A 23,106-nucleotide genomic window follows, 5' to 3' on the forward strand; every position below is an offset into this window, starting at 1 on the left:
GCCCGGCGCGCAGGCAGAGGAAGATGCGCCTTCCCCTGCCCGGTTGTACAGTCCCGCAAAGGGAAACCAATTTTGTATAAAAGGAGTTTAAAAAATTTGAAAAAAACAGAGCAGGCCAATGAGCCTATCCGGGAGCCGCAAGAGCAGGAACGCCGGCGCGCGATGCTGCTGGAGCTTGTAAATGATCCGTCGTATGCGCCGATGAAGCTGAAAGAGCTGGCCGCGCTTTTGGAGGTTCCAAGGGAACTTAGGGGCGATTTGAAGGCAGCGGTGGACGCGCTTGTGGAAGAGGGCAGGCTTGGCATATCGGCCAAGGGACGGATCGGGAAGCCGGAGAGCTTTGCGCTGATCGGGATATTTTCGGGCCATCCGAAGGGCTTTGGCTTTGTCGCAGCCGAGGGGCGCGAAACGGATATTTTTATTCCGGAGGATAAGATCCGGGGGGCGCTTCACGGCGACCGCGTGCAGGTCGTTGTAGAAGAGGAGGCAGCCGGAAAGCGGGCCGAGGGGCGCGTTGTGCGTATCTTGAAGCGCGCAAATGAGACGGTTGTGGGCGTATACGAAAAGAGCCGGAACTTTGGCTTCGTGATTCCCGATAATCCAAAGCTTTCCACAGATATCTTTATCCCGCAGGGCTGCGACGCAGGCGCAGTGACGGGCCATAAGGTGACGGTTCGGATCCGTGAATTTCCCGCGGAGCGGGGGAAAAAGCCGGAGGGCGTTGTGACCGGGATCCTGGGGCATATGGATGACCCGGGCGTGGATATCCTGTCCCTGATCCGGGCGTACGGCCTTCCTGAGGAATTTCCGGACGCGGCGGAGGAAGAGATAAAGGGCATCCCTTCAGAGGTGCGTGAGGAAGAAACAAAAGGCCGGATGGACCTGCGCGGGCTTTTGACAGTCACGATTGACGGCGAGGAGGCCAAGGATCTCGACGATGCCATTACCCTGGAGAAAACGGACAGGGGATGGCGGCTCGGGGTGCACATCGCGGACGTCGCACATTATGTAAAGGAGAACAGCCCGCTGGATGAAGAAGCTTTAAAGCGGGGAACCAGCATTTATCTGACAGACCGCGTGATTCCCATGCTGCCGCACCGGCTTTCCAACGGGATCTGTTCCTTAAATCAGGGGGAAGACCGCCTTGCTTTAAGCTGCCTGATCGAGGTGGACGAAAAGGGGGCGGCGATGGGCCACGAGATCGCGGAAACGGTGATCCGGGTGGACCGGCGCATGACGTATACGGCCGTTGAGGCGATCGTTACGGCCCGCGATCCGGCGCTTTGTGAGGAATACGCGGAATGTATTTCCCTGTTTGAGCATATGAAAGAGCTGGCGGCGCTTCTTAGGGAGCGGCGGATGAGCCGGGGATCCATTGATTTCGATTTTCCGGAAAGCCGGATTATCCTCGATGAGACGGGCCGCCCGCTGGAGATACGGCCCCGCGAGCGCAACACGGCCACGCGCATCATAGAGGAATTCATGCTTCTGGCAAATGAAACCGTGGCGGAGGATTATTTCTGGCAGGAGGTTCCGTTCCTGTACCGCATCCACGAGAAGCCGGAGACAGAGAAGATGAAACGCCTGGCCACGTTTATCCACAATTTTGGCTGTTCGATCCGCATGCCGGGCGGCGAGGCGCATCCCAAAGAGGTACAGAAGCTTTTAAGCCGGATCGAGGGCAGGCCGGAGGAGGCGCTGATCGGGCGTCTTACGCTGCGCTCCATGAGGCAGGCCAAATACACGACGCAGAATATCGGCCATTTCGGCCTGGCGGCAAGGTATTATACGCATTTTACCTCCCCGATCCGCCGCTATCCGGATCTCCAGATCCACCGGATTATCAAGGAAAGCCTGCGCGGCGGCTTAGATGAAGCGCGCCTCGCGCACTATACGGATCTTCTGCCCGGGGTGGCGGCCGCCTGCTCTTCGCTTGAGAGGCGCGCGGAGGAGGCGGAGCGGGAGACGGATAAGCTGAAAAAAGTGCAATATATGGAGCAGTACATCGGAGAGGAATTCGACGGTGTGATCTCCGACGTCGTGGGCTGGGGCTTTTACGTGGAGCTTGCCAATACAATCGAGGGGCTGGTGCGCATCCAGGAGCTTAAGGATGATTACTACCGGTTCGACGAGGCCCATTATGAGCTGATCGGCGACCTTCACCGGAACACGTATAAGCTGGGACAGACGATCCGCGTCCGGGTCGCGGGCTGCGACCGGGTGGCGAAGACCATTGATTTCATCCCGGTGAAACCCACATAAAAACAGGACAGGAGCAGGGAAATGGGAAAAGAGAGCGTGAAGCTGGTAGCCAATAACAAAAAGGCGTACCATGATTATTTTATAGACGATACCTTTGAGGCGGGGATCGAGCTGTACGGCACAGAGGTCAAGTCGATCCGCATGGGCAAATGCAGCATCAAGGAGTCCTTTATCAAGATTGAAAACGGGCAGGTATACGTGTATGGGATGCATGTCAGCCCCTATGAGAAAGGAAATATTTTCAACAAGGATCCCCTGCGGATTAGGAAGCTTCTTCTGCACAGGGCGGAGATCCGCCGCCTTCTCTCGAAAATAAAGGAAAAGGGCTATACCCTGGTTCCGCTGAAGGTCTATTTTAAGGGAAGCCTGGTAAAGGTCGAGATGGGGCTGGCGAGAGGTAAAAAACTTTATGATAAGCGCGAGGATATCGCGAAAAAGGATGCGCGGCGGGAGATCGAGAGGGGATTTCGCGAAAAGAACCGCTGACGCGGGAGTGGAGGAGATGCGGATTGAAGAAGATCGTTTGTTTTGGCGATTCCAACACCTATGGCTATGACGCCCGCTCCTTTTTTGGAGAACGGCTTCCGGAAAACGAGAGATGGCCGGAGATACTGGGGGCGCTTTCCGGCTGGGAGATCATAAATGAAGGGATGAACGGCCGGGAGATCCCCCATGAGCCGTGGGCTCTGGAATCCTTTGACAGACATTTGTCGCGGTGCGGTGCGGTGGATCAGATATGGATGATGCTTGGGAGCAACGACCTTTTAAATTCCTATGTTCCGGATATCGGGGCAGTCGGAGAGCGGATGGAGCGGTTTGTAAAGCATGCGCTGGGCCATCCGCTGGCAGGGGGAGACGGAAGGAAGATCCTGCTGATCGCCCCGCCGCGGGTGGATGTCGGCCGTTTCCGGGAGGAGGACGGCTGTTATGACAGGGAATCGGGGAAATTCGGCGCCTGTTATGGAAGCATCGCCTCCCGCTATGGGCTGGATTTTGCGGACGCGGGCCTGTGGGAGCTTCCCCTGGCGCATGACGGGGTGCACGTAACGCCGCAAGGCCACAGGAGGATGGCAGAAAAGCTGTGGGAGAGGATGGCAGGGAAGGAGGCCGGAGGCGGATGAGAATCCAGTTATCGGATCATTTTACATACAAGCGGCTTTTGCGCTTTGTCATGCCCTCGATTGTGATGATGATCTGCACGTCCGTCTACAGCATTGTAGACGGGCTGTTTGTGTCCAATTTTGTGGGAAAGACGCCGTTTGCGGCGGTGAACCTGATTTTCCCCTTTCTGATGGCCATGGGGACCATTGGCTTTATGATCGGGATCGGGGGAAGCGCAGTTGTGGCGATCACGCTGGGAGAGGGGGACCGGGAGAGGGCGAACCAGTATTTTTCATTTCTGATCTATGCCTCGATTGGCCTCAGCCTTATTCTCTCGGCCGTGGGGCTTATCGTCCTGCGGCCGGTTTCCGTGATGCTGGGCGCAGAAGGGGCGCTTTTGGAGCACTGCGTGGTATACGGCCGGATTCTGATTGCAGGGCAGACGGCTTTTATTTTGCAAAATGTATTCCAGAGCTTTTTTGTGACCGCGGAAAAGCCGGGCTTAAGCCTTAAAATCTCGGTGGCGGCCGGGGTTGTGAATTTTGTGATGGATTATGTGTTTATCGTGCTGTTTGGCTGGGGCGTGGCTGGGGCGGCGTGGGCGACCCTGATGGGCCAGATCGTGGGCGGCATCATCCCGATCGTTTATTTTGCGCGGGAAAATGAAAGCCTTTTGCGGCTGATCCCCTGCGGCTTTAACGGCCGCGTCCTGTGGAAGACGTGTACGAACGGCTCTTCAGAGATGCTCTCCAGCCTTTCCGCGTCGGTGGTCAATATTCTGTACAATTATCAGCTAATCCGCATCGCCGGCGAGGACGGGGTGGCGGCTTACGGCGCGATCATGTACGTGAATTTTATTTTTGCGGCGATTTTTATCGGATACTCGATCGGCAGCGGGCCTGTGATCGGCTATCATTACGGGGCGGGGAACAAAAAGGAGCTTAAAAATCTGTTCGGAAAAAGCCTGGCTGTCATCGGCATCGCGGGAATAGCGCTGACCGCGCTGGCGGAGCTCCTCTCCGCGCCCCTTACGCGCGTTTTCGTGGGATATGATCCGGATCTGTACGCCATGACGCGCCACGGATTTTGCCTCTACGCCCTGGCCTTTCTCTTAAGCGGCTTTAACGCCTTTGGATCCGCTTTTTTTACGGCTCTTGGAAACGGCGTGGTATCCGCGGCGATCTCCTTTATGCGGACTCTTGTGTTTGAGGTGGCCATGGTGCTTTACCTGCCGGCGCTCCTGGGACTGGACGGGGTATGGCTGGCGCTTGTGGCGGCGGAGATCCTGGCGCTGGCGGTGACAGGGGCGTTTCTTCTGTGGGGGCGGGGGAGGTATGGATACATGTGACGGAGATACCGTCAGGTTACGGTTCACGCATCAGGCAACGCGAGGCGCTGTAACCGCAGCATCGTCAGTTCCCGCACTCAATACTGATCGCGTTAAACTGCTCCAGCAGATCCTCAGACCGCAGGCCCTCTTTCTCCTTCCCGGCCCGATCGATCACGCACTGGCCCTGGTGCATCATCAGCAGGCGGTTCCCGTATTCCACGGCATAGCGCAGGTTGTGCGTCACCATAATAGCGGTCAGTTTCTTTTCACGGACGATCTGATCCGTCAGATTCATGATCACCTCGGCTGTTTTCGGATCCAGGGCGGCCGTGTGCTCGTCGAGGATCAGGAACTCGATGGGGGTCATGGTTGACATCAGAAGCGCCATGGCCTGGCGCTGGCCGCCGGAGAGAACGCCGACTTTGACCTCCAGCTTATCCTCCAGCCCCAGGCCGAGCGCGGAGAGGAGCTCGCGGTAGAGGCCGATGCGTTTTTTGTTGGTTCCCCTGCGCAGGTTAAAGGACTTGCCCTTGGTGTCCGCGATGGCCATGTTTTCGAGGATGGTCATATTCGGGCAGGTGCCCATGGCCGGGTTCTGATACACGCGGCCGATGATGCGCTGGCGCTTAAAGTCCGGCATATTTGTGATATCCGTTCCGTTTACGAGGATGCGCCCGGCGTCCAGGGGGATCGTGCCGCAGATCAGGTTTAACAGGGAGGTTTTGCCGGAACCATTGCTTCCCACAACCGACACGAATTCGCCCTGGCGGATGGTCAGGTTAAAATCCTCAAACAGGCACATCTCATTTACAGTTCCCTGATTATAATATTTTTCCAGATGAATTAATTCCAGCAAAGCGATGCTCTCCTTTCTTTATACCACAGACCGGGCATGGACGGCGTTTCGTTTTTTGCGTTCGCTGACAACGAGAATGAGCAAAAACAGGAGCGATGTGACAAGCTTTAAGTAGAGCGTCTTTAAGCCCGCCGCCATGGCGAGGGAGACGCACGCCTTGTAGATTATGCTGCCCAGGATCACGGCGGAAGTGGTCTTTAACACGGTGATCCTTGCAAATACCCGGGCGCCGATGATGACGCTGGCAAGACCCATTACCATCGTGCCGGTGCCGATAGAGATTTCAAAAAATCCCTTCTGCTGGCAGTAGACGGCCCCGGAGAGGGCGGTCAGGCCATTGGCCAGGGCCAGCCCCAGAAGCTTTACGCGGCCTTTGTCCTTTGCCAGGGAGGTGACAAGCGTCTCATTGTCCCCCGCGGCGCGCAGGAGATAGCCGGAGCGCGTTTCGAGATAGAGATCCAAAAGCAGTTTTACAACCAGCACGATGAGGAGCAGGATAAGCGGCGTGGAATAGTCCGCCAGGGCGGGCGGCAGCCCGCTTATCCAGGTATTTTCAAAGATCGTGTCCTGGCTGAAAATCGGGAGGTTGGCCTTGTTGCCCGTGATGGCCAGGTTGATGGAATAAAGTCCTGTCATGACAATGATCCCGGAGAGAAGATCCCGGATCCCAAGCTTTACATGGATGAGCCCTGTGACTGCGCCCGCCAGCGCCCCGGCGGCAAAAGCCAGGGGCAGGGTCAGAAACGGCGGGACGCCGGCCAGGATCAGGGTGGCCGTTACGGCCGCCCCCAGGGGAAAGGTGCTGTCTACCGACAGATCCGGGAAATCAAGGATGGAGTAGGTGATATAAACGCCCAGCGCCATCAGTGCATAAATCAAACCTTCATTTATAACGCCAAGTAGAATGGACATGGCAAACCTCCTGTTTCCGTTTTATATCTGTATTTTATGCAACCGGTTCAGGACAACCCGGGCGGTTACTGTTTTATGACGCTTCGCCGCATTACGGCGCAATGTCGTCAAACATTTCCGCAGCCCCTGACACAAGGGACTCAGGAAGTGTGATTCCAAGCTGCTCTGCCACCTTCGTATTACCATAGAAGGAACCGCCTTCGATGATTTCAAAGCTCAGTTCGCCGGCCTTGGCCTCGCCTTTGAGCACCTTCGCCGCCATGCGGCCGGTCTGTTTCCCGAGCTCCACATAATCGAGCCCGACCGAGGCCAGGCAGCCTGCTTTAACCTGTTCGATCTCGCTTCCGAATACCGGGATTCCCTTCTTTCCCGCGGCGTCCAACACAACCTGCAGGGCGCTGACCACCGTATTGTCTGTCAGGTTATTAATGCAGTCCACCTTTTCCACAAGCTGATCCGCGGCTAAGGGAACCTCGGCCGTGGAGGAAACGCCGCTTTCTACGATTTCAAAGCCGTACTCCGCGGCGGCGGCTTTGTATTCCTCAATGGCGGAGAGGGAGTTCACCTCGCTCGTGCTGTACATGATCCCGATCTTTGCCGCGTCTGGCAGAACCTCCCGGATCATGGCGAGCTGTTCCGTCACCGGGAGCTTATCGCTCGTTCCGGTCACTTCCCCTACAGGGGTCTTATCCGCATTTGCCAGCTCCGCCGCCACGGGATCCGTCACCGCGGTATAGATAACCGGGAGGCCGCTTTTCCTCGCCGCGCTGTAGGCGCTCTGTGCCATCGGCGTGGCGATCGCGCAGATTAAATCCGCCTTATTGGAGAGGAAATTCGCGGCTATCTGGCTGGACGCGGCCCCGTCCGCGTTGGCGTTCTCATACAGGATTGTCAGGTTTTCCCCTTCCACAATCCCTTCCTCCGCAAGCCCCTGGATAAAACCTTCCCGGCAGTTGTCGAGAGAGCCGTGGACGGCGAACTGGCCGATGCCGACGGTGTAATGCGCGCTGCCTGTTTCCCCGCCCGGGGAAGAAGCATCCGTTTCATCGCCCTGATTGGCCCCGGTTTCCGTCTGCGCCGCACCCTGGGCGACGGTAGTCCCGGCTTCGGAGGGCGCGCCCTGTTTCGCGGCGGGAGAGCAGCCGGCCAGGGAAACAGCGGCAACGGCGCCAAGCAGAATAGTTGTAAATGTCTTGTTTTTCATAATTGTTTCCTCCATTTCTGAAATCTATCAATCGCGGTGCAAAACCTGTAGGTATAAATCATAAATCCCGTTTTGCAGGGAGACGCCGGCCGGCGCGGCTTTCTTATGGCAGGGCTGCGCACAAAAAAAGTCCCAGATACAGTTTTTCTGCATCTGGGACGAATCTGTCAAAACAAACCCGCGGTACCACCCATATTGGCCTTTGGCCCTCTTAAGTCATATACTAACATATATGCCGCCAGATAACGGTTGCGGTTTCCGTCAGCCCCTACTGCAATTTCAGGACTGCCCTCAAAAGTCCATTCGGCTATCCGCTTTGTACCGTGCTTCCACCGCGACACGGCTCTCTGTGACACTGCCAGATAACGTACTCCTCTTTCTCAACGGTTTCGATTTATGGGTTTTATCCTAATACTTTTTTGGGGAGATGTCAAGAGGAAAATTTGCGTTTTTTTGGAGGCAGTACGCATAAGGGCATAAGGGCAACCATTCAGGCCGCCTGAATGGTTACATATTGCTGTCATCCCCCGCAAACACTTGAACCGGAAGCGAAAGTGTGCTATTGTAGTTTTATCAGCCAGTGAAAGGGATTTTTTGCCTAAAGCTTATGTGGATTTATAAATTATATTCTAATAGTTCAGAAAATCCGAAGATTTAACAAAAACGTCTGGCAACAGTATACGGGGAGGTACAAAGGATGAATAAGATACGGATTGTGCTGCTGGGATTGATTGCCTGCAATGGGTTTTGGGCATACAGATATTTTAAAAGGCTGAAACAGCTTACGCAGCTCTATAAAGGCGTGGCCGCGGCGGAGATTGTGGAGCTTCGCGAGGAGGGGCTTGCGGATACGGGAAACAATCCATACAGATGTTATCCCACGTTTGAGTATACCGTGGACGGGACAGCGATCCGGAAGGCGTCCTCGTGGGGGTATCCCCGGAAGGCGTATCTGTTTATCGGCCGGAAGATGACGCTGCATTACGATACAGCGAATCCGGAATGCTTTATCCCCAGAGAGGATGAAAAGATGCTGAAACAAAAGTTTCATCTCCATGCGGCCGGAGTCCTGATCTTTACGGTACTGCTGATCCCGGCCTTTCTGTGGTTTGCATAGGACGGCGCGGCGGTTTTGTCTGGAAACGTATGTGTAAATGGAGGGGCGGACGATGATCAGAACGTTTCGGAAAGCGGAGATCGGCAGAGTGGCAGATATCTGGCTGGACACCAATCAAAGGGCGCATGCCTTTATTTCCGCTCAATATTGGGAGGAGCACTTTGAGGAAGTGAAGAAGCTCCTGCTGCAGGCGGAATTGTATGTGTATGAAGAGGAGACCAGGCATTTGGTTCAGGGCTTTATCGGGCTGGACGGCGATTATATAGCCGGTATTTTTGTCGCGGACGGGGCGCAGTCCCGCGGGATCGGCAGGCAGCTTTTGGAGCATGTAAAGAGGTTGAAGGGGCGGCTCTGTCTGAAGGTGTATCAGAAGAATGCGCGGGCTGTTGCATTTTATGTGAAAGAATCATTTCATATCCGGAATGAGGGTGTGGATGACGCTACCGGGGAGAATGAATATTTCATGATATGGAAGAAATCTTTCACTTCCCGTTCTTCTGAAAGTCCTGCGGCGTCATGTGACAGTATTCGCGGAAGCGTTTGTAAAAACAGGGAAGGCTGTTGAAGCCGCGGGCAAAAGCAGCCCCGGCGGCAGGAAGGCTGTTTTTCAGAAGCAGGGCGGACGGATTCAGGCGGTACGGATTTAAATACCGGTTGAAGGTAAAGCCTGTCTTCTCCCTGAATATAGCGCATAAAATTTCGTTATATAACAGCATAATCTTACAAAAATAAAAAGCAAGGAGCGCGGGAACGATGAAGAAAAAATGGTGGCATGGCAAAGCGGCGTATCAGATCTATCCAAAGAGCTTTATGGATGCGGACGGGGACGGGATCGGCGATCTGAAGGGGATTGCCGGGAAGCTTGATTATCTGAAGGGGCTGGGGATCGGCATTGTCTGGATCTCTCCGGTCTATCAGTCCCCCTTTGTGGATCAGGGGTATGATATCTCGGATTATTATGCGATTGATCCGGCGTTTGGAAGCATGGAGGACATGGAATGCCTGCTTCGGGAGGCCAAAAAGCGGGGGATTGCCATTGTCATGGATTTGGTGGTGAACCACTGTTCGGATCAGCATGAATGGTTTCAGAAGGCGCTTAAGGATCCGTTTGGGAAATACGGGAAGTATTTTTACATAAAAGAGGGGAAGGACGGGAAAGCGCCCTGCAACTGGCGTTCGTACTTTGGCGGGAGCGTGTGGGAAAAGCTGCCGGGGTATGACAATCTCTTTTATCTTCACATGTTTGCAAAGGAGCAGCCAGATCTCAACTGGGAGAACCCTGAGGTGCGCCAGGAGATCTACCGGATGATCCGCTGGTGGCTCGATAAGGGGATCGCGGGCTTTCGGCTCGACGCCATTATTAATATCAAGAAGGATCTCCGTTTTATGGATCTGCCGGCGGACCGGGACGACGGGATGTGTTCCCCTGCCGCCATGCTTGCGCAGGCGGACGGGATCCATGAATTTCTGCAGGAAATGAAGCGGGAGGCGTTCGCGCCGTATGAGGCGTTTACCATAGGGGAGCTGTTTGATTTTCGGGAGGAGGAGCTGGAGCGCTACATCGGGGAGGAGGGCTGCTTTGAGTCAATCTTTGATTTTGCGCCCCATATGCTCGGCGCGAGCGGGCGCGGCTGGTATGACCGGACGCCGGTGTCCTTAGATCAGTTCCGCGACGCGGTATTTGCGAGCAAGGCTGTTTCACAGCGGATTGGAATGATGGCCAATATCATCGAAAACCACGACGAGCCGAGAGGCGTAAGCCGTTACCTTCCGGAAGATGCGGGGGATGAGGCGGCGAAAAAGCTCCTGGCCGGGATCTCCCTCATGAGCTTCGGCCTGCCGTTTCTGTATCAGGGGCAGGAGATCGGCATGACAAATAAACGGTTTCTGAGCATCCGCGAGGTGGATGACATCAATACCCTGGACGAGTATAAGGTTGCGCTGGAGCACGGTTTTAGCGAAACAGAAGCGCTTGCGATCATTTCCGGCATGAGCCGGGATAATGCGCGCACGCCCATGCAGTGGAACAGCAGGCCGCACGCAGGCTTTACAGACGGTACGCCCTGGCTGGCGGAAAATGAGAATTACGGTGAAATCAATGCGGCGGAGCAGGAGGGGCGGGCGGATTCCGTGCTGTCCTTTTATAAAAAGCTGATCGCATTGCGGACGGATCCGGAGTACGGGGAGGCCGTTGTTTATGGGCTTCAGGAGCCGTTTGGGCAGGAGATGGAGCAGTTTACGGGCTTTTACCGCAGGGGGGAGAAACAGACGCTTTTAGCGCTTGCAAACTGCAGAGGTCAGGAGCGGGAGGTGGAGATCCCGCATGCGGTCCGGGGCGTTGTGCTTGATAATTATGATGAAGGGGCGGACAGCGTGCGGATTGAGACCCTTGAAGGGGGAAGCCGGGTAGTTATGAAGAGGTGGCAGTTTCTGGTGTTGGCTGTCATTGAGGATGGACAGTAACCCTCTGGCCGCCAACCTGTTTATTTTTGCCATAATACCGATTGAATATTCCCCATTTTTTTTGTATAATAAAACCACAGCAGTAAACCAGAGCGCCCGCCTCCTTTTCAGAGTGTGCGCAGGCGTTTTGGAATGAAAAAGAGGTGGCTTTATGATAAGTGGTATTTCAGGAATGAGCTCCTATTACAGCATGTACCGTTTCAGCGGCTTTTCCCACATGAATTCCGCGAACCGGGCGGCGCAGGGGATGCAGGGCGCGGCGGCGGTTGCCGGCGGACGGCGTTCGGACAATCTGGAAACGCCGGTCCAGCCGGTGGACCGAGTGTCCGGTTCCGCGCCGGTTCTGCCGCGGTCCCCGGAGCCGCGCCTGTTTATCCGTCAGGGAGCGGATCCCGTAGAGATGGCGGTGCGGATGCGCATTCAATATGTGGATATGCCGGGCCAGAGCGGGAGCGGCGGGGAAGCGGCGGGAACCGGAGAGGCGCAGGGAACACAGGGAGCGGAGGGCGTCCAGAAGGCGGCGGAGGAAGGCAAATGCCAGACCTGCGAGCAACGCAAATATAAGGACGGCTCCAATGATCCGGGCGTTTCCTTTAAGACAGCGACCAGAGTCGCGCCGGAGCAGGCGGCGTCCGCTGTCCGCGGCCATGAGAGGGAGCATGTGGTCCGTGAGCAGGCAAAGGCAAAGCGCGAGGATCGCCGCGTAGTCAGCCAGAGCGTGGCCTTAAAGACTTCGATCTGCCCGGAATGCGGAAAAGTCTATGTATCCGGAGGCGTGACGCGCACCACGACCGCGTCTAACCCGGAGCCGAAGGATACGGCCCAGGTTCAGGCAGAGGCGCAGGAAGGGCGCAGGCCGTTCTCGGCAGTTGCGTGAGAGGGACAGCAGACGCAAAAGACGTTTACAGGTACATAAGACAATAAGCGCGCGGGGAAGCGGCGCAGAGAGCAGGCGGCTGCCGGCCTCTGGCCGTTTCTTTATTTATATGGCGTTTCTTCGGGTGATCGCGGGAGCCGGATTTGATTTCACAAGCTTTGATTTCACAAACATTTCAGTTGACTCCCCCCCATATTTGCATTATAATACCAATATCTATGGACGAAAGAAGGAACTACAGCATGGTTAAAAGCATGACCGGTTTCGGCCGCCATGAGCTTTCTACAGAAGAATACCGCATCTCAGCCGAGATGAAGGCGGTGAATCACCGCTACCTGGATTTGAGCGTCAAGATGCCGAGAAGGTTCAACTCGTTTGAGTCCGGGATACGCGCGCTTCTGAAGGATTACGTGCAGCGCGGCAAGGTGGATCTCTTTATTGCGTATGAGGATTACACGCAGAGCCGTATGTCGCTTAAGTACAACGCGTCCCTGGCGGCGGAGTATATGGGATATTTCCGCGCGATGGCAGAGCAGTTCTCCATTCCGGATGACGTGTCCGTTACATCCCTGGCGCGGTTTCCCGAGATATTTTCCATGGAGCAGGAGCCGGAGGACGAGGAGCAGATTTGGCATATTCTTGAGGAGGCCGTGAGCGGCGCGGCGTCCCGGTTTGTGGAAAGCCGGATCCGCGAGGGCGAGAGCCTGAAAAAGGATCTCCTGGGCAAACTCGACGCCATGGAAGGCATGTTGGACGAGCTGGAGCGCCGTTCCCCGGCTGTTGTGAGCGAATACCGGGAGAAGCTCGCTGCCAAGGTGCAGGAGCTTTTGGGCAGTTCGTCCATTGATGAGAGCCGTATTGTGACAGAGGCGACGATCTTTGCGGATAAGATCTGCACGGACGAGGAGACGGTGCGCCTGCGCAGCCACATCGAGGCCACGAGGGCGGAGCTTTCAGCGGGCGGAAGCGTGGGCCGCAAGCTCGACTTCATCGCCCAGGAGATGAACCGCGAGGCCAATACGATTCTTTCAAAGGCCAATGATCTGGAGATATCGGACTGTGCGATTTCGCTGAAGACCGAGATTGAGAAGATCCGTGAACAGATACAGAATATCGAGTGAGAAAACCGGGAGGCAGGATGGATAATCAGGGAGTGCTGGCCGTTGTATCAGGCTTTTCAGGGGCCGGGAAGGGAACGCTTATTAAGACGCTTCTGGCCGGATATCAGAATTATGCGCTGTCTGTTTCCGCGACGACGCGCAGCCCGCGGCCGGGCGAAGCGGACGGAAGAGAATATTTTTTCAGGACAAACGATGAGTTTGAACGTATGATAGAAAACGGCGAGCTGTTAGAGTATGCCCGCTACGTGGATCACTATTACGGCACGCCGAAGGAGTATGTTCTGCAAAACCTTGCGGCCGGCAGGGATGTCCTTTTAGAGATTGAGATCCAGGGGGCGCTGGCGATCCGGGAGCGTTTTCCGGAGGCGGTGCTCCTGTTTGTGACGGCGCCGGACGCCGCGGAGCTTAGGAAACGCCTGACAGGGCGCGGCACGGAAGAACGGTCCGTGATTGAAAAACGCCTTAAGAGGGCCGCCGAGGAGGCGGACGGGATTGAACAGTATGATTATATACTCGTCAACGACGAGGTGGAGGCCTGCGCCCTGCGGATGCACAGCCTGATTCAGGCGGCGCATGCGAGGGTGGGAAACCACCTGGAATTTATCAGGGGCATGCGGGATGATTTGAAGGCGCAGTCCTTTGACGATTGAGAGGAGAGTGAATCGGGTTATGATGTTACGTCCGTCTTATAACGATTTGATTCAGGTTGTAAACAGCGGGGTGGAACCGGGTGAGGAGCCGGTGGTTCAGAGCCGCTATTCGATTGTGATCGCCACGGCGAAACGCGCCAGGCAGTTGATTGGGGGCGAGGAGGCCACGGTGATGGAGCGCGCGCGGAAGCCTCTTTCCGTCGCGATCGACGAGCTTTACCAGTCCAGGGTGAAGATTATCAATGAAGAGCCTGTTTCCGAGGACGAGGGGGAATAGCGGCTGCTGTTCCTATGCCGGCCACGGTGAAACGGGAGCCGCCGCGCAGTCCGGCCGGTATGCTGGGCTGTGCGGCGGCGGATGAGGGCCGTCTCACGCTTCCTTAGCGCCTGAGATGGCTTTTATAGTAAACGACAAAAGTATTTTCCGTTTACTATAAACCCTCCGGGGGATGCGCATGATTTTTGTGGTAGTTCTGCGTTTACACGCAGCAAAAATCGGCGCAGGAAACGTTATAAAAAACATTTATGACGTTTCCTGATAGTTTAAGATGTACTCTCGGTATCAAGGAGGAAATAGGTGGCATGAAGATACTTTGCATCTCCTTAGGCTGCGATAAAAATCTGGTGGACACGGAGCGGATGCTGGGGTTCTTGGATCGGGACGGTTATACCTTTACGGACGATGAGAACGAGGCGGATATCATTCTGGTGAACACCTGTTGCTTTATTGGCGACGCCAAGGAGGAGAGCGTAAATACGATTCTGGAGATGGCGAAGCTCAAGGAAGCGGGAAGCTGTAAGGCCCTGATTGTGGCCGGATGCATGGCGCAGCGCTATAAAGAGGAGATTTTGAAGGAGATTCCGGAGGTGGACGCGATTTTGGGCGTTTCCGCCTGCGATGAGATTTCCGGCATCATTAAGAGGGCTCTGGAGGGAGAAAAGGGCGTTTCATTTCCGCCGCTTTCCGGCCCGTATGAGCCGGAGGGAAAACGGATTGTGAGCACGGGAGGCCATTATGCCTTTCTAAAGATTGCCGAAGGGTGCGACAAGCGCTGTACGTACTGCATTATTCCCTCTCTGCGCGGGCCGTACCGCAGCGTTCCCATGGAACAGCTCCTCGCGGAAGCCAGGGAGCTTGCAGAAGGCGGCGTAAAGGAGCTGATCCTGGTGGCGCAGGAGACGACGCTGTACGGGGTGGACCGGTACGGCGAAAAGCGGCTCCCCGAGCTTTTACGGGAACTTGCGCGGATCGACGGGATCCGCTGGCTGCGGCTGCAGTATTGTTATCCGGAGGAGATCACAGAGGAGCTGATTGAGGTTATGCGGACCGAGGAGAAGGTATGCCATTATCTGGACATCCCGATCCAGCACGCCAGCGGCCGGGTTCTGAGACGGATGGGGAGGAGGACCACGCCTGACGCCATCCGAAAGCGGATTGAGAGCCTGCGGGCGGCCATTCCGGATATCGCGCTGCGCACGACCCTGATCTCTGGTTTCCCGGGCGAGGACGAGGACGATCACGAGATCCTGATGCAGTTTGTGGACGAGATGGAGTTTGACCGCCTGGGCGTGTTTGCCTACTCGGCGGAGGAAGATACGCCGGCCGCCTCCTTTCCGGATCAGATTCCGGAAGAAGAAAGGGAGCGCCGCCGGGATGCGGTGATGGAGCTGCAGCAGGCGATCGCCTTTGAGCGGGCGCAGGAACAGATCGGCCGTGAGATGGAAGTCATGATCGAGGGCAAAGTGGCGGATGAGAACGCCTTTGTGGGCAGAACCTACATGGACGCCCCAAATGTGGACGGCCTGATTTTTGTAAACAGCGACGCTCCCCTGATGTCCGGCGATTTTTGCCGCGTCAGGGTAACCGGCGCCCTGGAGTATGATTTGATAGGAGAATGCATCGATGAATTTACCGAATAAGCTTACGACGCTGCGCGTCATATTGATCCCGTTTTTCGTGTTCTTCCTGCTGTGGCAGGGGGGAGAAAACCGGACATTCCGCATCATTTCCCTGGTAATCTTCATTGTGGCCAGCCTGACGGATCTGCTGGACGGAAAGATCGCCAGAAAGTATAACCTGGTGACGAATTTCGGAAAGTTTATGGATCCCCTGGCGGATAAGCTTCTGGTCTGCTCGGCGCTTATCTGCCTGATCGAGCTTAATCAGCTTCCGGCCTGGATGGTGATTGTCATTATCAGCCGGGAATTCATCATCAGCGGCTTCCGCCTGGTGGCTTCGGACAACGGCGTAGTCATAGCGGCCAGCTATTGGGGGAAATTTAAGACCACGTTCCAGATGTTCGCGGTGATCCTGCTTATATTGGATATGCCGGCCCTTTCCGTTCTGACGACGCTTTTTGTCTGGGCCGCGTTCGCGCTGACGCTGATTTCCCTTGTGGATTATATTGCAAAAAATTACAAAATCCTGACAGAAGGGAGCATTTAAGCCATGATTGTGGAAATGATATCCGTAGGCACGGAGCTGCTGCTTGGAAATATTGTGAACACCAACGCCCGCTATCTCTCTGAAAAATGCGCGATGCTGGGCTTAAATGTGTATTACCAGACCACGGTCGGGGACAACAGAGAGCGGATGACTGAGGTGATAAGGACCGCCCTCGGGCGCGCGGATCTCGTCATCTTAAACGGCGGGCTGGGCCCCACGGAGGACGATATCACAAAGGATGTCTGCGCGGAGGTGATGGGCCGCTCCTTAAAAGAGGATCCCGGGGTGCGCGCCCACTTAGAGGAGTGGTACCGGCTGCGCAAAAAAAAGGATGTCCCGGAGAGCAACTGGCGGCAGGCGCTTGTGCCGGAGGGAGCGGTCATCTTTGAAAACAGCAACGGCACGGCTCCGGGCCTGGCGATCGAACAGGACGGCAAGACCGCGGTGCTGCTGCCGGGACCGCCGAATGAGCTGTACCCCATGGTGGAACAGCATTTCTGCCCTTACATCCAGAAACGCCAGTCCGGCGTGATCCGCTCGCAGATGGTCAAGATCTGCGGCTACGGCGAGAGCAAGGTGGAGGAGATGCTCCTGGATCTGATTGACAGCCAGACGAACCCGACGCTGGCGACCTATGCCAAAACGCGCGAAGTCCACCTGCGCGTGACGGCCCGCGCCGCGACGGACGAGGAGGCGAAAAAGCTCTTAAAGCCTGTGATCAAGGAGATCCGCCGCCGCTTTGGCGCAGCGGTTTATACGGCCTGCGAGGAGGAATCCCTGGAGGATGTGGCGATCCGTCTCCTGAAAAAACACGATTTGACAGTGACTACCGCGGAATCCTGCACCGGCGGCCTTCTGGCCGCGCGCCTGGTGAACGTGCCCGGCGCGTCGGAGGTGTTCCGCGAGGGCTTTATCACTTATTCCAATAAGGCAAAACGCAAGCTCCTCGATGTGAGCAAGGGGACGCTGCGCAAATACGGCGCGGTCAGCAAGCAGACCGCCAAGGAGATGGCGACCGGCGGCGTATTTGCCGCGGATGCGGATGTCTGCGTGGCCGTCACCGGCATCGCCGGCCCGGACGGGGGCACGGACGAAAAACCGGTGGGCTTAGTCTATATCGCATGCTACTTAAAGGATGAGGTGCGCGTAGAGGAGCACGTGTTCAAAGGGAACCGGCAGAAGATCCGCGAGCAGACCGTCGTTCAGGCCCTGGATCTGCTGCGGCGCTGCATTCTGGAGTCCGCCGACGGGAAATAAGGCGGCTTGCGGAAAAAGCGGCGAATGGACGGGCAGAGCGTGTCCGAAAGGATGGATGGGGAAGGAATGCGCTGGTATAAGCATTTATATGTGGGTAAAAAGGCGAAAAAGAAACGGTTTACGATCATACAGAATATCCGGAACCACCGGTTTCAGACAGGGGTTCATGTGATTACCCCGCCCTCCTGCGGGAGCAATGTGCTGGATATCTATCCGGCCAAAGTTCTTTTAAATGACTATTATAAAAAGCAGGAAGGGCTTCTCATCCTCGGGATCGGCGCGGATTATGATGAGACGCTGGAGGTTGCGGGGCGGATCGTGAGCGACATGTACCGCGCCACAGGCGGCTTTTGCACAGAGGCGTTTCTGGGCCGCCGTTCGCAGGAAACGTGATCCGGCGCGGCCGCGTGAGACCCCGTATATCCTTGCACAAATAACGGTGAATTCATGCAAGGATGTACGGGTACGCTGGGCAGAGGTGAATGTATTGTTTCAGATTATATTGTTTATATTAAAAATACTGGGGATCCTGCTGCTCGTGGTTCTGGCGGTATTCCTGTTGGTTCTCGCGGCCGTTCTGTGCGCGCCGGTCCGCTACCGTGCGCAGGGGAGCTTTCACGAAAGCATGACAGGCGCGGTAAAGGCCACATGGCTCTGGCCCCTGGTTTCGGTCCGCGTCTTTTATGAGCAGGAGCCGGGCTTTGCAGTCCGACTGTTCGGAATCCCTATCCTTAAAAGCGGGAAAAAAAGCCGGGAAGAGGAGTCCGCGGACGCGGCTGTAAACGGCGCGCCGGAAGGGGAGGCCGGATGGCTGGAGGAAACGGACGCCGGGCCGGCCTGGGAGGAAGAGACGGGCGGGGACGCCTTTTTGGACCCCATGGATGCCGATGCCGGGGACGATATGATTTTATCAGCCCAGGAGCTTGGAGGCGGCGGGAATAGCGAAGACGCCGAAGAAGCGGACGTACAGGAATCCCCGGACGGCGGCAGGGCGGCAAAAAAAAAGAAAAAGCGGCGCAAAAAAGAAAAGAAAAAAAAGGCGCCGGGCGATGGCGACGCCCAAAAGGTTTTTTTTGACCGCCTGACAGAGACGTTTCACAGTCTTAAAGATAAGGTTCTGGAACTGAAGGACAAAAAAGACCGGCTGACGGCGTTCCTGACCGATGAGGAAAACAGAAAGACGTTTTGCCTGATCAAACGGCAGCTCATCCGTATCTTAAAGCACCTGATTCCGACGCGTCTTAAGGGAAATCTCGTCTTTGGACTGGAGGATCCCTATGCGATGGGGCAGGCCCTGTCAGCGGCGGCGTTTTTCTACCCGCTGTACGGAAGAAGCCTGATCCTGAATCCGGTATTTGACGAGACGGTGATAGAAGGAGATGTGCAGATCCGCGGACGGATCCGGGCCGGCGTATTTGCCTTAGCCGCGCTCCGTATTTTGATAAACCGGAATTTCCGCAGGCAGCTAAAGCGGATTATAAAAGGAAAATAGAGGAAACCGGACGATACCGTTGAAAACGGCTGCCCGCGCGGGCGGCCGCCGCATAACCGTAATTTGGAGTGTTACAGATTGAGGAGGAAGAAAAGCATGGCAGACAATCAGTTTTCATCGACGGTTGAAGCATTATTCAAGGGGATGGATCATTTTGTGACTACAAAGACCGTGGTAGGAGAGGCGGTGAAGATCGATGACGCCATCATTCTTCCCCTGGTAGATGTAACCTGCGGCATGGCGGCCGGCGCCTTCAGCCAGACCGCAAAAAACAACGGCGCCGGCGGCATGAGCGCCAAAATGACACCCAGCGCCGTCCTGGTGATCCAGAACGGGGTGACAAAGCTCGTCAATGTCAAGCATCAGGATGCGCTGACGAAGGTGATCGACATGGCGCCGGATCTGATAAACCGTTTCATGGGCGGGAAAAACGCGGTTGTTTCAGAGGAGGCGGCGCGGAAAGCGGAAGAGATGGCGCAGGAGTATGCGGCGGAGTAGAAGCAGGCGTAAAGCGGCCGGGCAGCTCTGCAGGAATTGGTAATGAAACGGTTGGTCACGCATAAGATAGGAATGAGACGGAATATCTTTTGCGGAGGGGCCAGTGAAGCGTTTATGCGGCCTGATTCTGTTTGCTGTTGGGTTTGGGATGGCCCTGATCCTTATTTTTCCGAAAAATTTTTTTTGGGTATGTACGGCGATCGGCTGTCTGATTGTTGGATATAACATGTTTTGCAGTTAATATTATACGGTTTTGTACTTTACAGGAGGCGGTTTGAAGTGGAATGGGCGGACGGAAAAACACGGTGCCGCTGGGCGAATCCGAAAAATGAGGCGTATATCCGCTATCACGATGAGGAATGGGGCGTCCCGGTGCGGGAAGACCGGAAGCTGTTTGAGATGCTTTTGCTGGAATCGTTTCAGGCCGGCCTGTCCTGGGAGTGTGTGCTGAATAAACGCCGGGCCTTTTCAGAAGCATTTGACGAATTCGACCCGGAGCGCGTTTCCTCCTACGATGGGGAAACGGTAAAACGGCTGATGGAGAACCCGGCCATCATCCGCAACCGGAGGAAGATTGAGGCCGCCATAGAAAATGCCGGCGTATTCCTGGCGATCCAAAAGGAATTTGGAAGCTTTTCTGCGTATATATGGCATTGGACAGACGGAAACGCCATCCACGAGATAGGCCTTTCGCACTCCGCCCTGTCGGATAAAATATCAGCGGATTTAAAAAAGCGCGGGATGAAATTTGTGGGGACCACGATCATCTATGCCTATCTGCAGGCTATTGGAGTGATTGATTCGCATGAAGAAGGGTGTTTTCTGGAACGGCTGCCGGGATGAACAGGAGCTTTAGTCAAGAATTTAGGGGAATCCGGGCCATGGTTCAGTGCGGGAAGGCCGACCCAAGCCTTAAATATTGCAGTAAATAAAAAAGGAACCAGACATCTCCATCCCGTCCGGTTCCTTTTCTTTTCATCATAAAACCATGCCTTCATCCGCCTGCTTAAGCTCTCTCCACTAAGCCGGATCTCAGGCAAGACGTACATACATACATCTTCTGTGAACCGCCCGTTGTCTTAACCCTGACAGACTTCACATTCGCTCTCCAAATCTTATTCGATCTTCTATGTGAATGACTCACAGCATTTCCAAAATGGGCTGCCTTCTCACAAATCGCACATTTAGCCATCCTCGCACCTCCTTAAACCGAACATTTGATTTTCTAAGAAAATCCATAACAAGGGTATCATAACAGATAGAAGGAGAATTTGCAAGCAAAATTTAAAAATTTCTTGCTCCGTTCTTTCTTTTTTTGGGGAAATAGGGTATAATGGTAACAATATGAGCTGTTATGGATTCGTAAAACAAAGGAATGGAGGCTGTCATCTATGAAAGGGCGCATTAATAATAAACTCGGTTTCATCCAGATCGACCCGGAGGTCATTGCCCTGTATGCAGGGACGACCGCGGTGGAGTGTTTTGGCATTGTCGGAATGGCTGCTGTCAATATGAAGGACGGGCTGGTCAGGCTCTTAAAGCGTGAAAGCCTGACGCATGGTATTAATGTATCCGTAAAGGAGAATGCTATCAGTATTGACTTCCATGTCATTGTCTCGTACGGCGTCAGCATTTCCACGGTGGCGGATAACCTGACAGACAGTGTAAAGTATAAGGTCGAAGAGTTTACGGGCATGACGGTTGAGAAAATCAATATCTTTGTCGAAGGCGTGAGAGTGATCGATTAAGGAGGAAACTACCTGTGGGTATGAAGTACATTGACGCGGGGATGCTGAAACAGGCGTTTCTTGCGGGAGCGAAGGGCTTAGAGGCCAATAAGGAATGGATCAATGAGCTGAATGTGTTCCCTGTGCCGGACGGGGATACGGGAACCAACATGACGATGACGATCCTGGCGGCGGCCAGGGAGGTGGCGGCGATTGAGAAGCCGACGATGGAAAACCTGGCAAAGGCCATTTCATCCGGCTCTCTCCGGGGCGCGCGCGGGAATTCGGGCGTTATCCTCTCCCAGCTTTTCCGCGGCTTTGCCAAGGAGATAAAGGGCGTGGACGCCATTTCCACATCGACGCTGGCAAAGGCCATGAACCGCGGGACGGAGACAGCCTACAAGGCGGTCATGAAGCCAAAAGAGGGAACCATCCTGACCGTGGCCAGAGGCATGGCGGACAGGGCCGCGGAGCTTGCGCCGGGTACAGAGGATATCCTGGAGTTTGCCCGGGAGGTGATCCGGTGCGGCAATGAGGTTTTGAGCCGCACGCCGGATATGCTTCCTATATTAAAGGAAGCGGGCGTGGTTGATTCCGGCGGGCAGGGCCTGATGAAGGTCCTGGAGGGCGTGTATGACGGCCTGAGCGGGAAAACGGCGCCGGAGAGTTTTCAAAGCTTTGAGGCCCAGACGGAGAGCGCGGCGGGGGAACACAGTCCGGCGGCTCTTTCGGAAGCGGATATCCGCTTTGGATACTGCACGGAATTTATTATCAATCTGGAAAAGCGCTATGGCAGGGAGGAGGAGACGGCCTTTAAAGCGTACCTGGAATCCATCGGCGATTCGATCGTGGTCGTGTCGGACGAGGAGCTTGTGAAGGTCCATGTGCATACCAATGATCCGGGCCTGGCTATCCAGAAGGCGCTATGTTTTGGATCCTTATCCCGCATGAAGATTGACAACATGCGCGAGGAGCACGAAGAACGCCTTTTTAAGGCCGCGGATAAAGCCGGACAGGACGGGCCTGCGCCTTCCCGGGAGGGAGAGGATACCGCGGATAAGGCCGGACGCGGGACCAGGAAGCCTTACGGCTTTATCGCCGTCTGCGCGGGCGCGGGCATGGGAGAGATTTTCAAAGGGCTGGGGGCCGACTACCTGATTGAGGGCGGCCAGACCATGAATCCGAGTACGGAAGATATGCTGAACGCGATGGAGGCGGTGAACGCAGAGACGGTGTTCATCCTGCCGAATAATAAAAATATTATTCTGGCCGCGGAGCAGGCGGCGGGCCTCGCAGAGGATCAGACGGTTATTGTCCTTCCCACAAAGACGATCCCCCAGGGCATCACGGCGCTGATCAATTTTTCTCCGGAGCGGTCCGCGTCGGAGAATACAGCGCAGATGACAGAGGAGATGGCCCATGTAAAGAGCGGCCAGCTCACGTATGCGGTGCGCAATACGATCATTGACGGCATGGAGATCGAGGAGGGCGATTTCATGGGCATCGGCGACGAGGGGATGCTGGCTGTCGGGAAGTCGCTTGAGCGCACGGCGCTTGATACGCTGGAGGCCATGATCGACGGGGAGTCGGAGCTGGTCACGATCTATTACGGCGCGGAGACTGCCAGAGAGGATGCAGCGCGCCTCCTTGCCAGGGCGAAAGAGCGCTTTTCGCAGTGCGAGATCGAATGCCATGAAGGCGGCCAGCCGGTCTATTACTATGTAATTTCAGTGGAATGAGGACAGGATATTTGCGCTGGAGAGCCGGAACGGAGATCCGCGCGGCGGAGAGCA

At 55.5% G+C, this 23,106-nt stretch carries 25 protein-coding genes and 1 other annotated feature; of the genes, 20 read left to right on the plus strand and 5 right to left on the minus strand.

Features of this window, described 5'->3' with window-relative positions:
• Positions 1–162: 162 nt before the first annotated feature.
• Genes rnr through NFS31_RS17430 form a run of 4 tightly spaced genes read left to right on the plus strand, consistent with a single transcriptional unit; the run spans position 163 to position 4,711 of the window.
• Positions 163–2,262, plus strand: a complete 2,100-nt coding sequence (rnr, locus tag NFS31_RS17415; protein ID WP_251497922.1) for a ribonuclease R — start codon at positions 163–165, stop codon at positions 2,260–2,262.
• Positions 2,263–2,283: 21 nt separating this feature from the next.
• Positions 2,284–2,748 carry an SsrA-binding protein SmpB gene (gene smpB / locus NFS31_RS17420; RefSeq protein ID WP_251497811.1) on the plus strand — a complete coding sequence of 155 codons (465 nt, stop codon included), beginning with the start codon at positions 2,284–2,286 and terminating at the stop codon, positions 2,746–2,748.
• Between the two features lie 23 nt (positions 2,749–2,771).
• Positions 2,772–3,383, plus strand: coding sequence for a GDSL-type esterase/lipase family protein (locus NFS31_RS17425; protein WP_251497814.1), 612 nt, complete (start codon positions 2,772–2,774; stop codon positions 3,381–3,383).
• The gene (locus NFS31_RS17430; protein WP_251497817.1) at positions 3,380–4,711 is read left to right on the plus strand and encodes an MATE family efflux transporter; all 1,332 of its coding nucleotides are present in this window, start codon (positions 3,380–3,382) and stop codon (positions 4,709–4,711) included. Before NFS31_RS17425 ends, NFS31_RS17430 begins: the two co-directional genes overlap by 4 nt.
• A gap of 64 nt (positions 4,712–4,775) precedes the next feature.
• Here NFS31_RS17430 and NFS31_RS17435 read toward each other — a convergent pair whose 3' ends face one another.
• The 3 genes from NFS31_RS17435 to NFS31_RS17445 all read right to left on the minus strand — a co-directional run bounded on the left by NFS31_RS17435 (position 4,776) and on the right by NFS31_RS17445 (position 7,665).
• A complete protein-coding gene (locus tag NFS31_RS17435; protein WP_251497820.1) occupies positions 4,776–5,549 on the minus strand; it encodes an ABC transporter ATP-binding protein in 774 nt (257 codons plus the stop codon).
• A gap of 18 nt (positions 5,550–5,567) precedes the next feature.
• Positions 5,568–6,461 (minus strand): ABC transporter permease, encoded by an 894-nt coding sequence (locus NFS31_RS17440; protein ID WP_251497823.1) that lies wholly within the window; start codon positions 6,459–6,461, stop codon positions 5,568–5,570.
• 91 nt (positions 6,462–6,552) lie between these two features.
• A complete protein-coding gene (locus NFS31_RS17445) occupies positions 6,553–7,665 on the minus strand; it encodes an ABC transporter substrate-binding protein (protein WP_251497826.1) in 1,113 nt (370 codons plus the stop codon).
• A gap of 151 nt (positions 7,666–7,816) precedes the next feature.
• Positions 7,817–8,058: a binding site (T-box leader), on the minus strand.
• A 304-nt stretch (positions 8,059–8,362) separates the two neighbouring features.
• On the opposite strand from NFS31_RS17445, the gene NFS31_RS17450 reads away from it, so the two are divergent.
• On the plus strand, positions 8,363–8,782 hold the full coding sequence (locus NFS31_RS17450; RefSeq protein ID WP_251497830.1) for a DUF3592 domain-containing protein: 420 nt from the start codon (positions 8,363–8,365) through the stop codon (positions 8,780–8,782).
• A gap of 52 nt (positions 8,783–8,834) precedes the next feature.
• Positions 8,835–9,347 carry a GNAT family N-acetyltransferase gene (locus tag NFS31_RS17455; RefSeq protein ID WP_331482737.1) on the plus strand — a complete coding sequence of 171 codons (513 nt, stop codon included), beginning with the start codon at positions 8,835–8,837 and terminating at the stop codon, positions 9,345–9,347.
• Here the strand turns inward: NFS31_RS17455 and NFS31_RS28370 are convergent.
• On the minus strand, positions 9,265–9,498 hold the full coding sequence (locus tag NFS31_RS28370; RefSeq protein WP_416389478.1) for a helix-turn-helix domain-containing protein: 234 nt from the start codon (positions 9,496–9,498) through the stop codon (positions 9,265–9,267). The two genes, NFS31_RS17455 and NFS31_RS28370, sit on opposite strands and share 83 nt — an antisense overlap.
• 37 nt (positions 9,499–9,535) lie before the next feature.
• Between NFS31_RS28370 and NFS31_RS17460 the strand changes: the two genes are divergently transcribed.
• The 12 genes from NFS31_RS17460 (at position 9,536) to NFS31_RS17515 (ending at position 20,429) form a co-directional block, all read left to right on the plus strand.
• Positions 9,536–11,245 (plus strand): alpha-glucosidase, encoded by a 1,710-nt coding sequence (locus NFS31_RS17460; RefSeq protein WP_251497833.1) that lies wholly within the window; start codon positions 9,536–9,538, stop codon positions 11,243–11,245.
• Positions 11,246–11,396: 151 nt separating this feature from the next.
• The gene (locus NFS31_RS17465) at positions 11,397–12,122 is read left to right on the plus strand and encodes a hypothetical protein (protein ID WP_251497836.1); all 726 of its coding nucleotides are present in this window, start codon (positions 11,397–11,399) and stop codon (positions 12,120–12,122) included.
• A gap of 242 nt (positions 12,123–12,364) precedes the next feature.
• Complete coding sequence (locus NFS31_RS17470; RefSeq protein WP_251497839.1) at positions 12,365–13,243, plus strand: YicC/YloC family endoribonuclease; 879 nt, start codon at positions 12,365–12,367, stop codon at positions 13,241–13,243.
• A 17-nt stretch (positions 13,244–13,260) separates the two neighbouring features.
• The gene (gene gmk, locus NFS31_RS17475) at positions 13,261–13,893 is read left to right on the plus strand and encodes a guanylate kinase (RefSeq protein ID WP_251497842.1); all 633 of its coding nucleotides are present in this window, start codon (positions 13,261–13,263) and stop codon (positions 13,891–13,893) included.
• Positions 13,894–13,915: 22 nt separating this feature from the next.
• On the plus strand, positions 13,916–14,170 hold the full coding sequence (rpoZ, locus tag NFS31_RS17480) for a DNA-directed RNA polymerase subunit omega (RefSeq protein ID WP_251497925.1): 255 nt from the start codon (positions 13,916–13,918) through the stop codon (positions 14,168–14,170).
• Between the two features lie 305 nt (positions 14,171–14,475).
• Entirely contained in the window at positions 14,476–15,813 is a 1,338-nt protein-coding gene (rimO, locus tag NFS31_RS17485; protein WP_251497846.1) for a 30S ribosomal protein S12 methylthiotransferase RimO, read from the plus strand.
• Complete coding sequence (gene pgsA / locus NFS31_RS17490) at positions 15,797–16,339, plus strand: CDP-diacylglycerol--glycerol-3-phosphate 3-phosphatidyltransferase (RefSeq protein WP_251497849.1); 543 nt, start codon at positions 15,797–15,799, stop codon at positions 16,337–16,339. Before rimO ends, pgsA begins: the two co-directional genes overlap by 17 nt.
• A 3-nt stretch (positions 16,340–16,342) precedes the next feature.
• Positions 16,343–17,596 carry a competence/damage-inducible protein A gene (locus NFS31_RS17495; protein ID WP_251497852.1) on the plus strand — a complete coding sequence of 418 codons (1,254 nt, stop codon included), beginning with the start codon at positions 16,343–16,345 and terminating at the stop codon, positions 17,594–17,596.
• A gap of 24 nt (positions 17,597–17,620) precedes the next feature.
• Complete coding sequence (locus NFS31_RS17500; protein WP_251497855.1) at positions 17,621–17,989, plus strand: hypothetical protein; 369 nt, start codon at positions 17,621–17,623, stop codon at positions 17,987–17,989.
• 94 nt (positions 17,990–18,083) lie between these two features.
• Positions 18,084–19,088, plus strand: coding sequence for a hypothetical protein (locus tag NFS31_RS17505; protein ID WP_251497858.1), 1,005 nt, complete (start codon positions 18,084–18,086; stop codon positions 19,086–19,088).
• A 96-nt stretch (positions 19,089–19,184) separates the two neighbouring features.
• On the plus strand, positions 19,185–19,586 hold the full coding sequence (locus tag NFS31_RS17510; protein ID WP_251497862.1) for a GerW family sporulation protein: 402 nt from the start codon (positions 19,185–19,187) through the stop codon (positions 19,584–19,586).
• Positions 19,587–19,865: 279 nt separating this feature from the next.
• On the plus strand, positions 19,866–20,429 hold the full coding sequence (locus NFS31_RS17515) for a DNA-3-methyladenine glycosylase I (protein ID WP_251497866.1): 564 nt from the start codon (positions 19,866–19,868) through the stop codon (positions 20,427–20,429).
• Positions 20,430–20,592: 163 nt separating this feature from the next.
• On the opposite strand, the gene rpmB is transcribed toward NFS31_RS17515, so the two are convergent.
• Positions 20,593–20,778 (minus strand): 50S ribosomal protein L28, encoded by a 186-nt coding sequence (rpmB, locus tag NFS31_RS17520; protein ID WP_160228706.1) that lies wholly within the window; start codon positions 20,776–20,778, stop codon positions 20,593–20,595.
• Between the two features lie 199 nt (positions 20,779–20,977).
• Here rpmB and NFS31_RS17525 point away from each other — a divergent pair, with 199 nt between their 5' ends.
• Complete coding sequence (locus tag NFS31_RS17525) at positions 20,978–21,334, plus strand: Asp23/Gls24 family envelope stress response protein (RefSeq protein WP_251497869.1); 357 nt, start codon at positions 20,978–20,980, stop codon at positions 21,332–21,334.
• A 14-nt stretch (positions 21,335–21,348) separates the two neighbouring features.
• Positions 21,349–23,052, plus strand: a complete 1,704-nt coding sequence (locus NFS31_RS17530) for a DAK2 domain-containing protein (RefSeq protein WP_251497871.1) — start codon at positions 21,349–21,351, stop codon at positions 23,050–23,052.
• Positions 23,053–23,106: the final 54 nt, after the last annotated feature.

Source organism: Otoolea muris (genome assembly GCF_943193115.1).
GTDB classification, from domain to species: Bacteria; Bacillota; Clostridia; order Lachnospirales; family Lachnospiraceae; genus Otoolea; species Otoolea muris.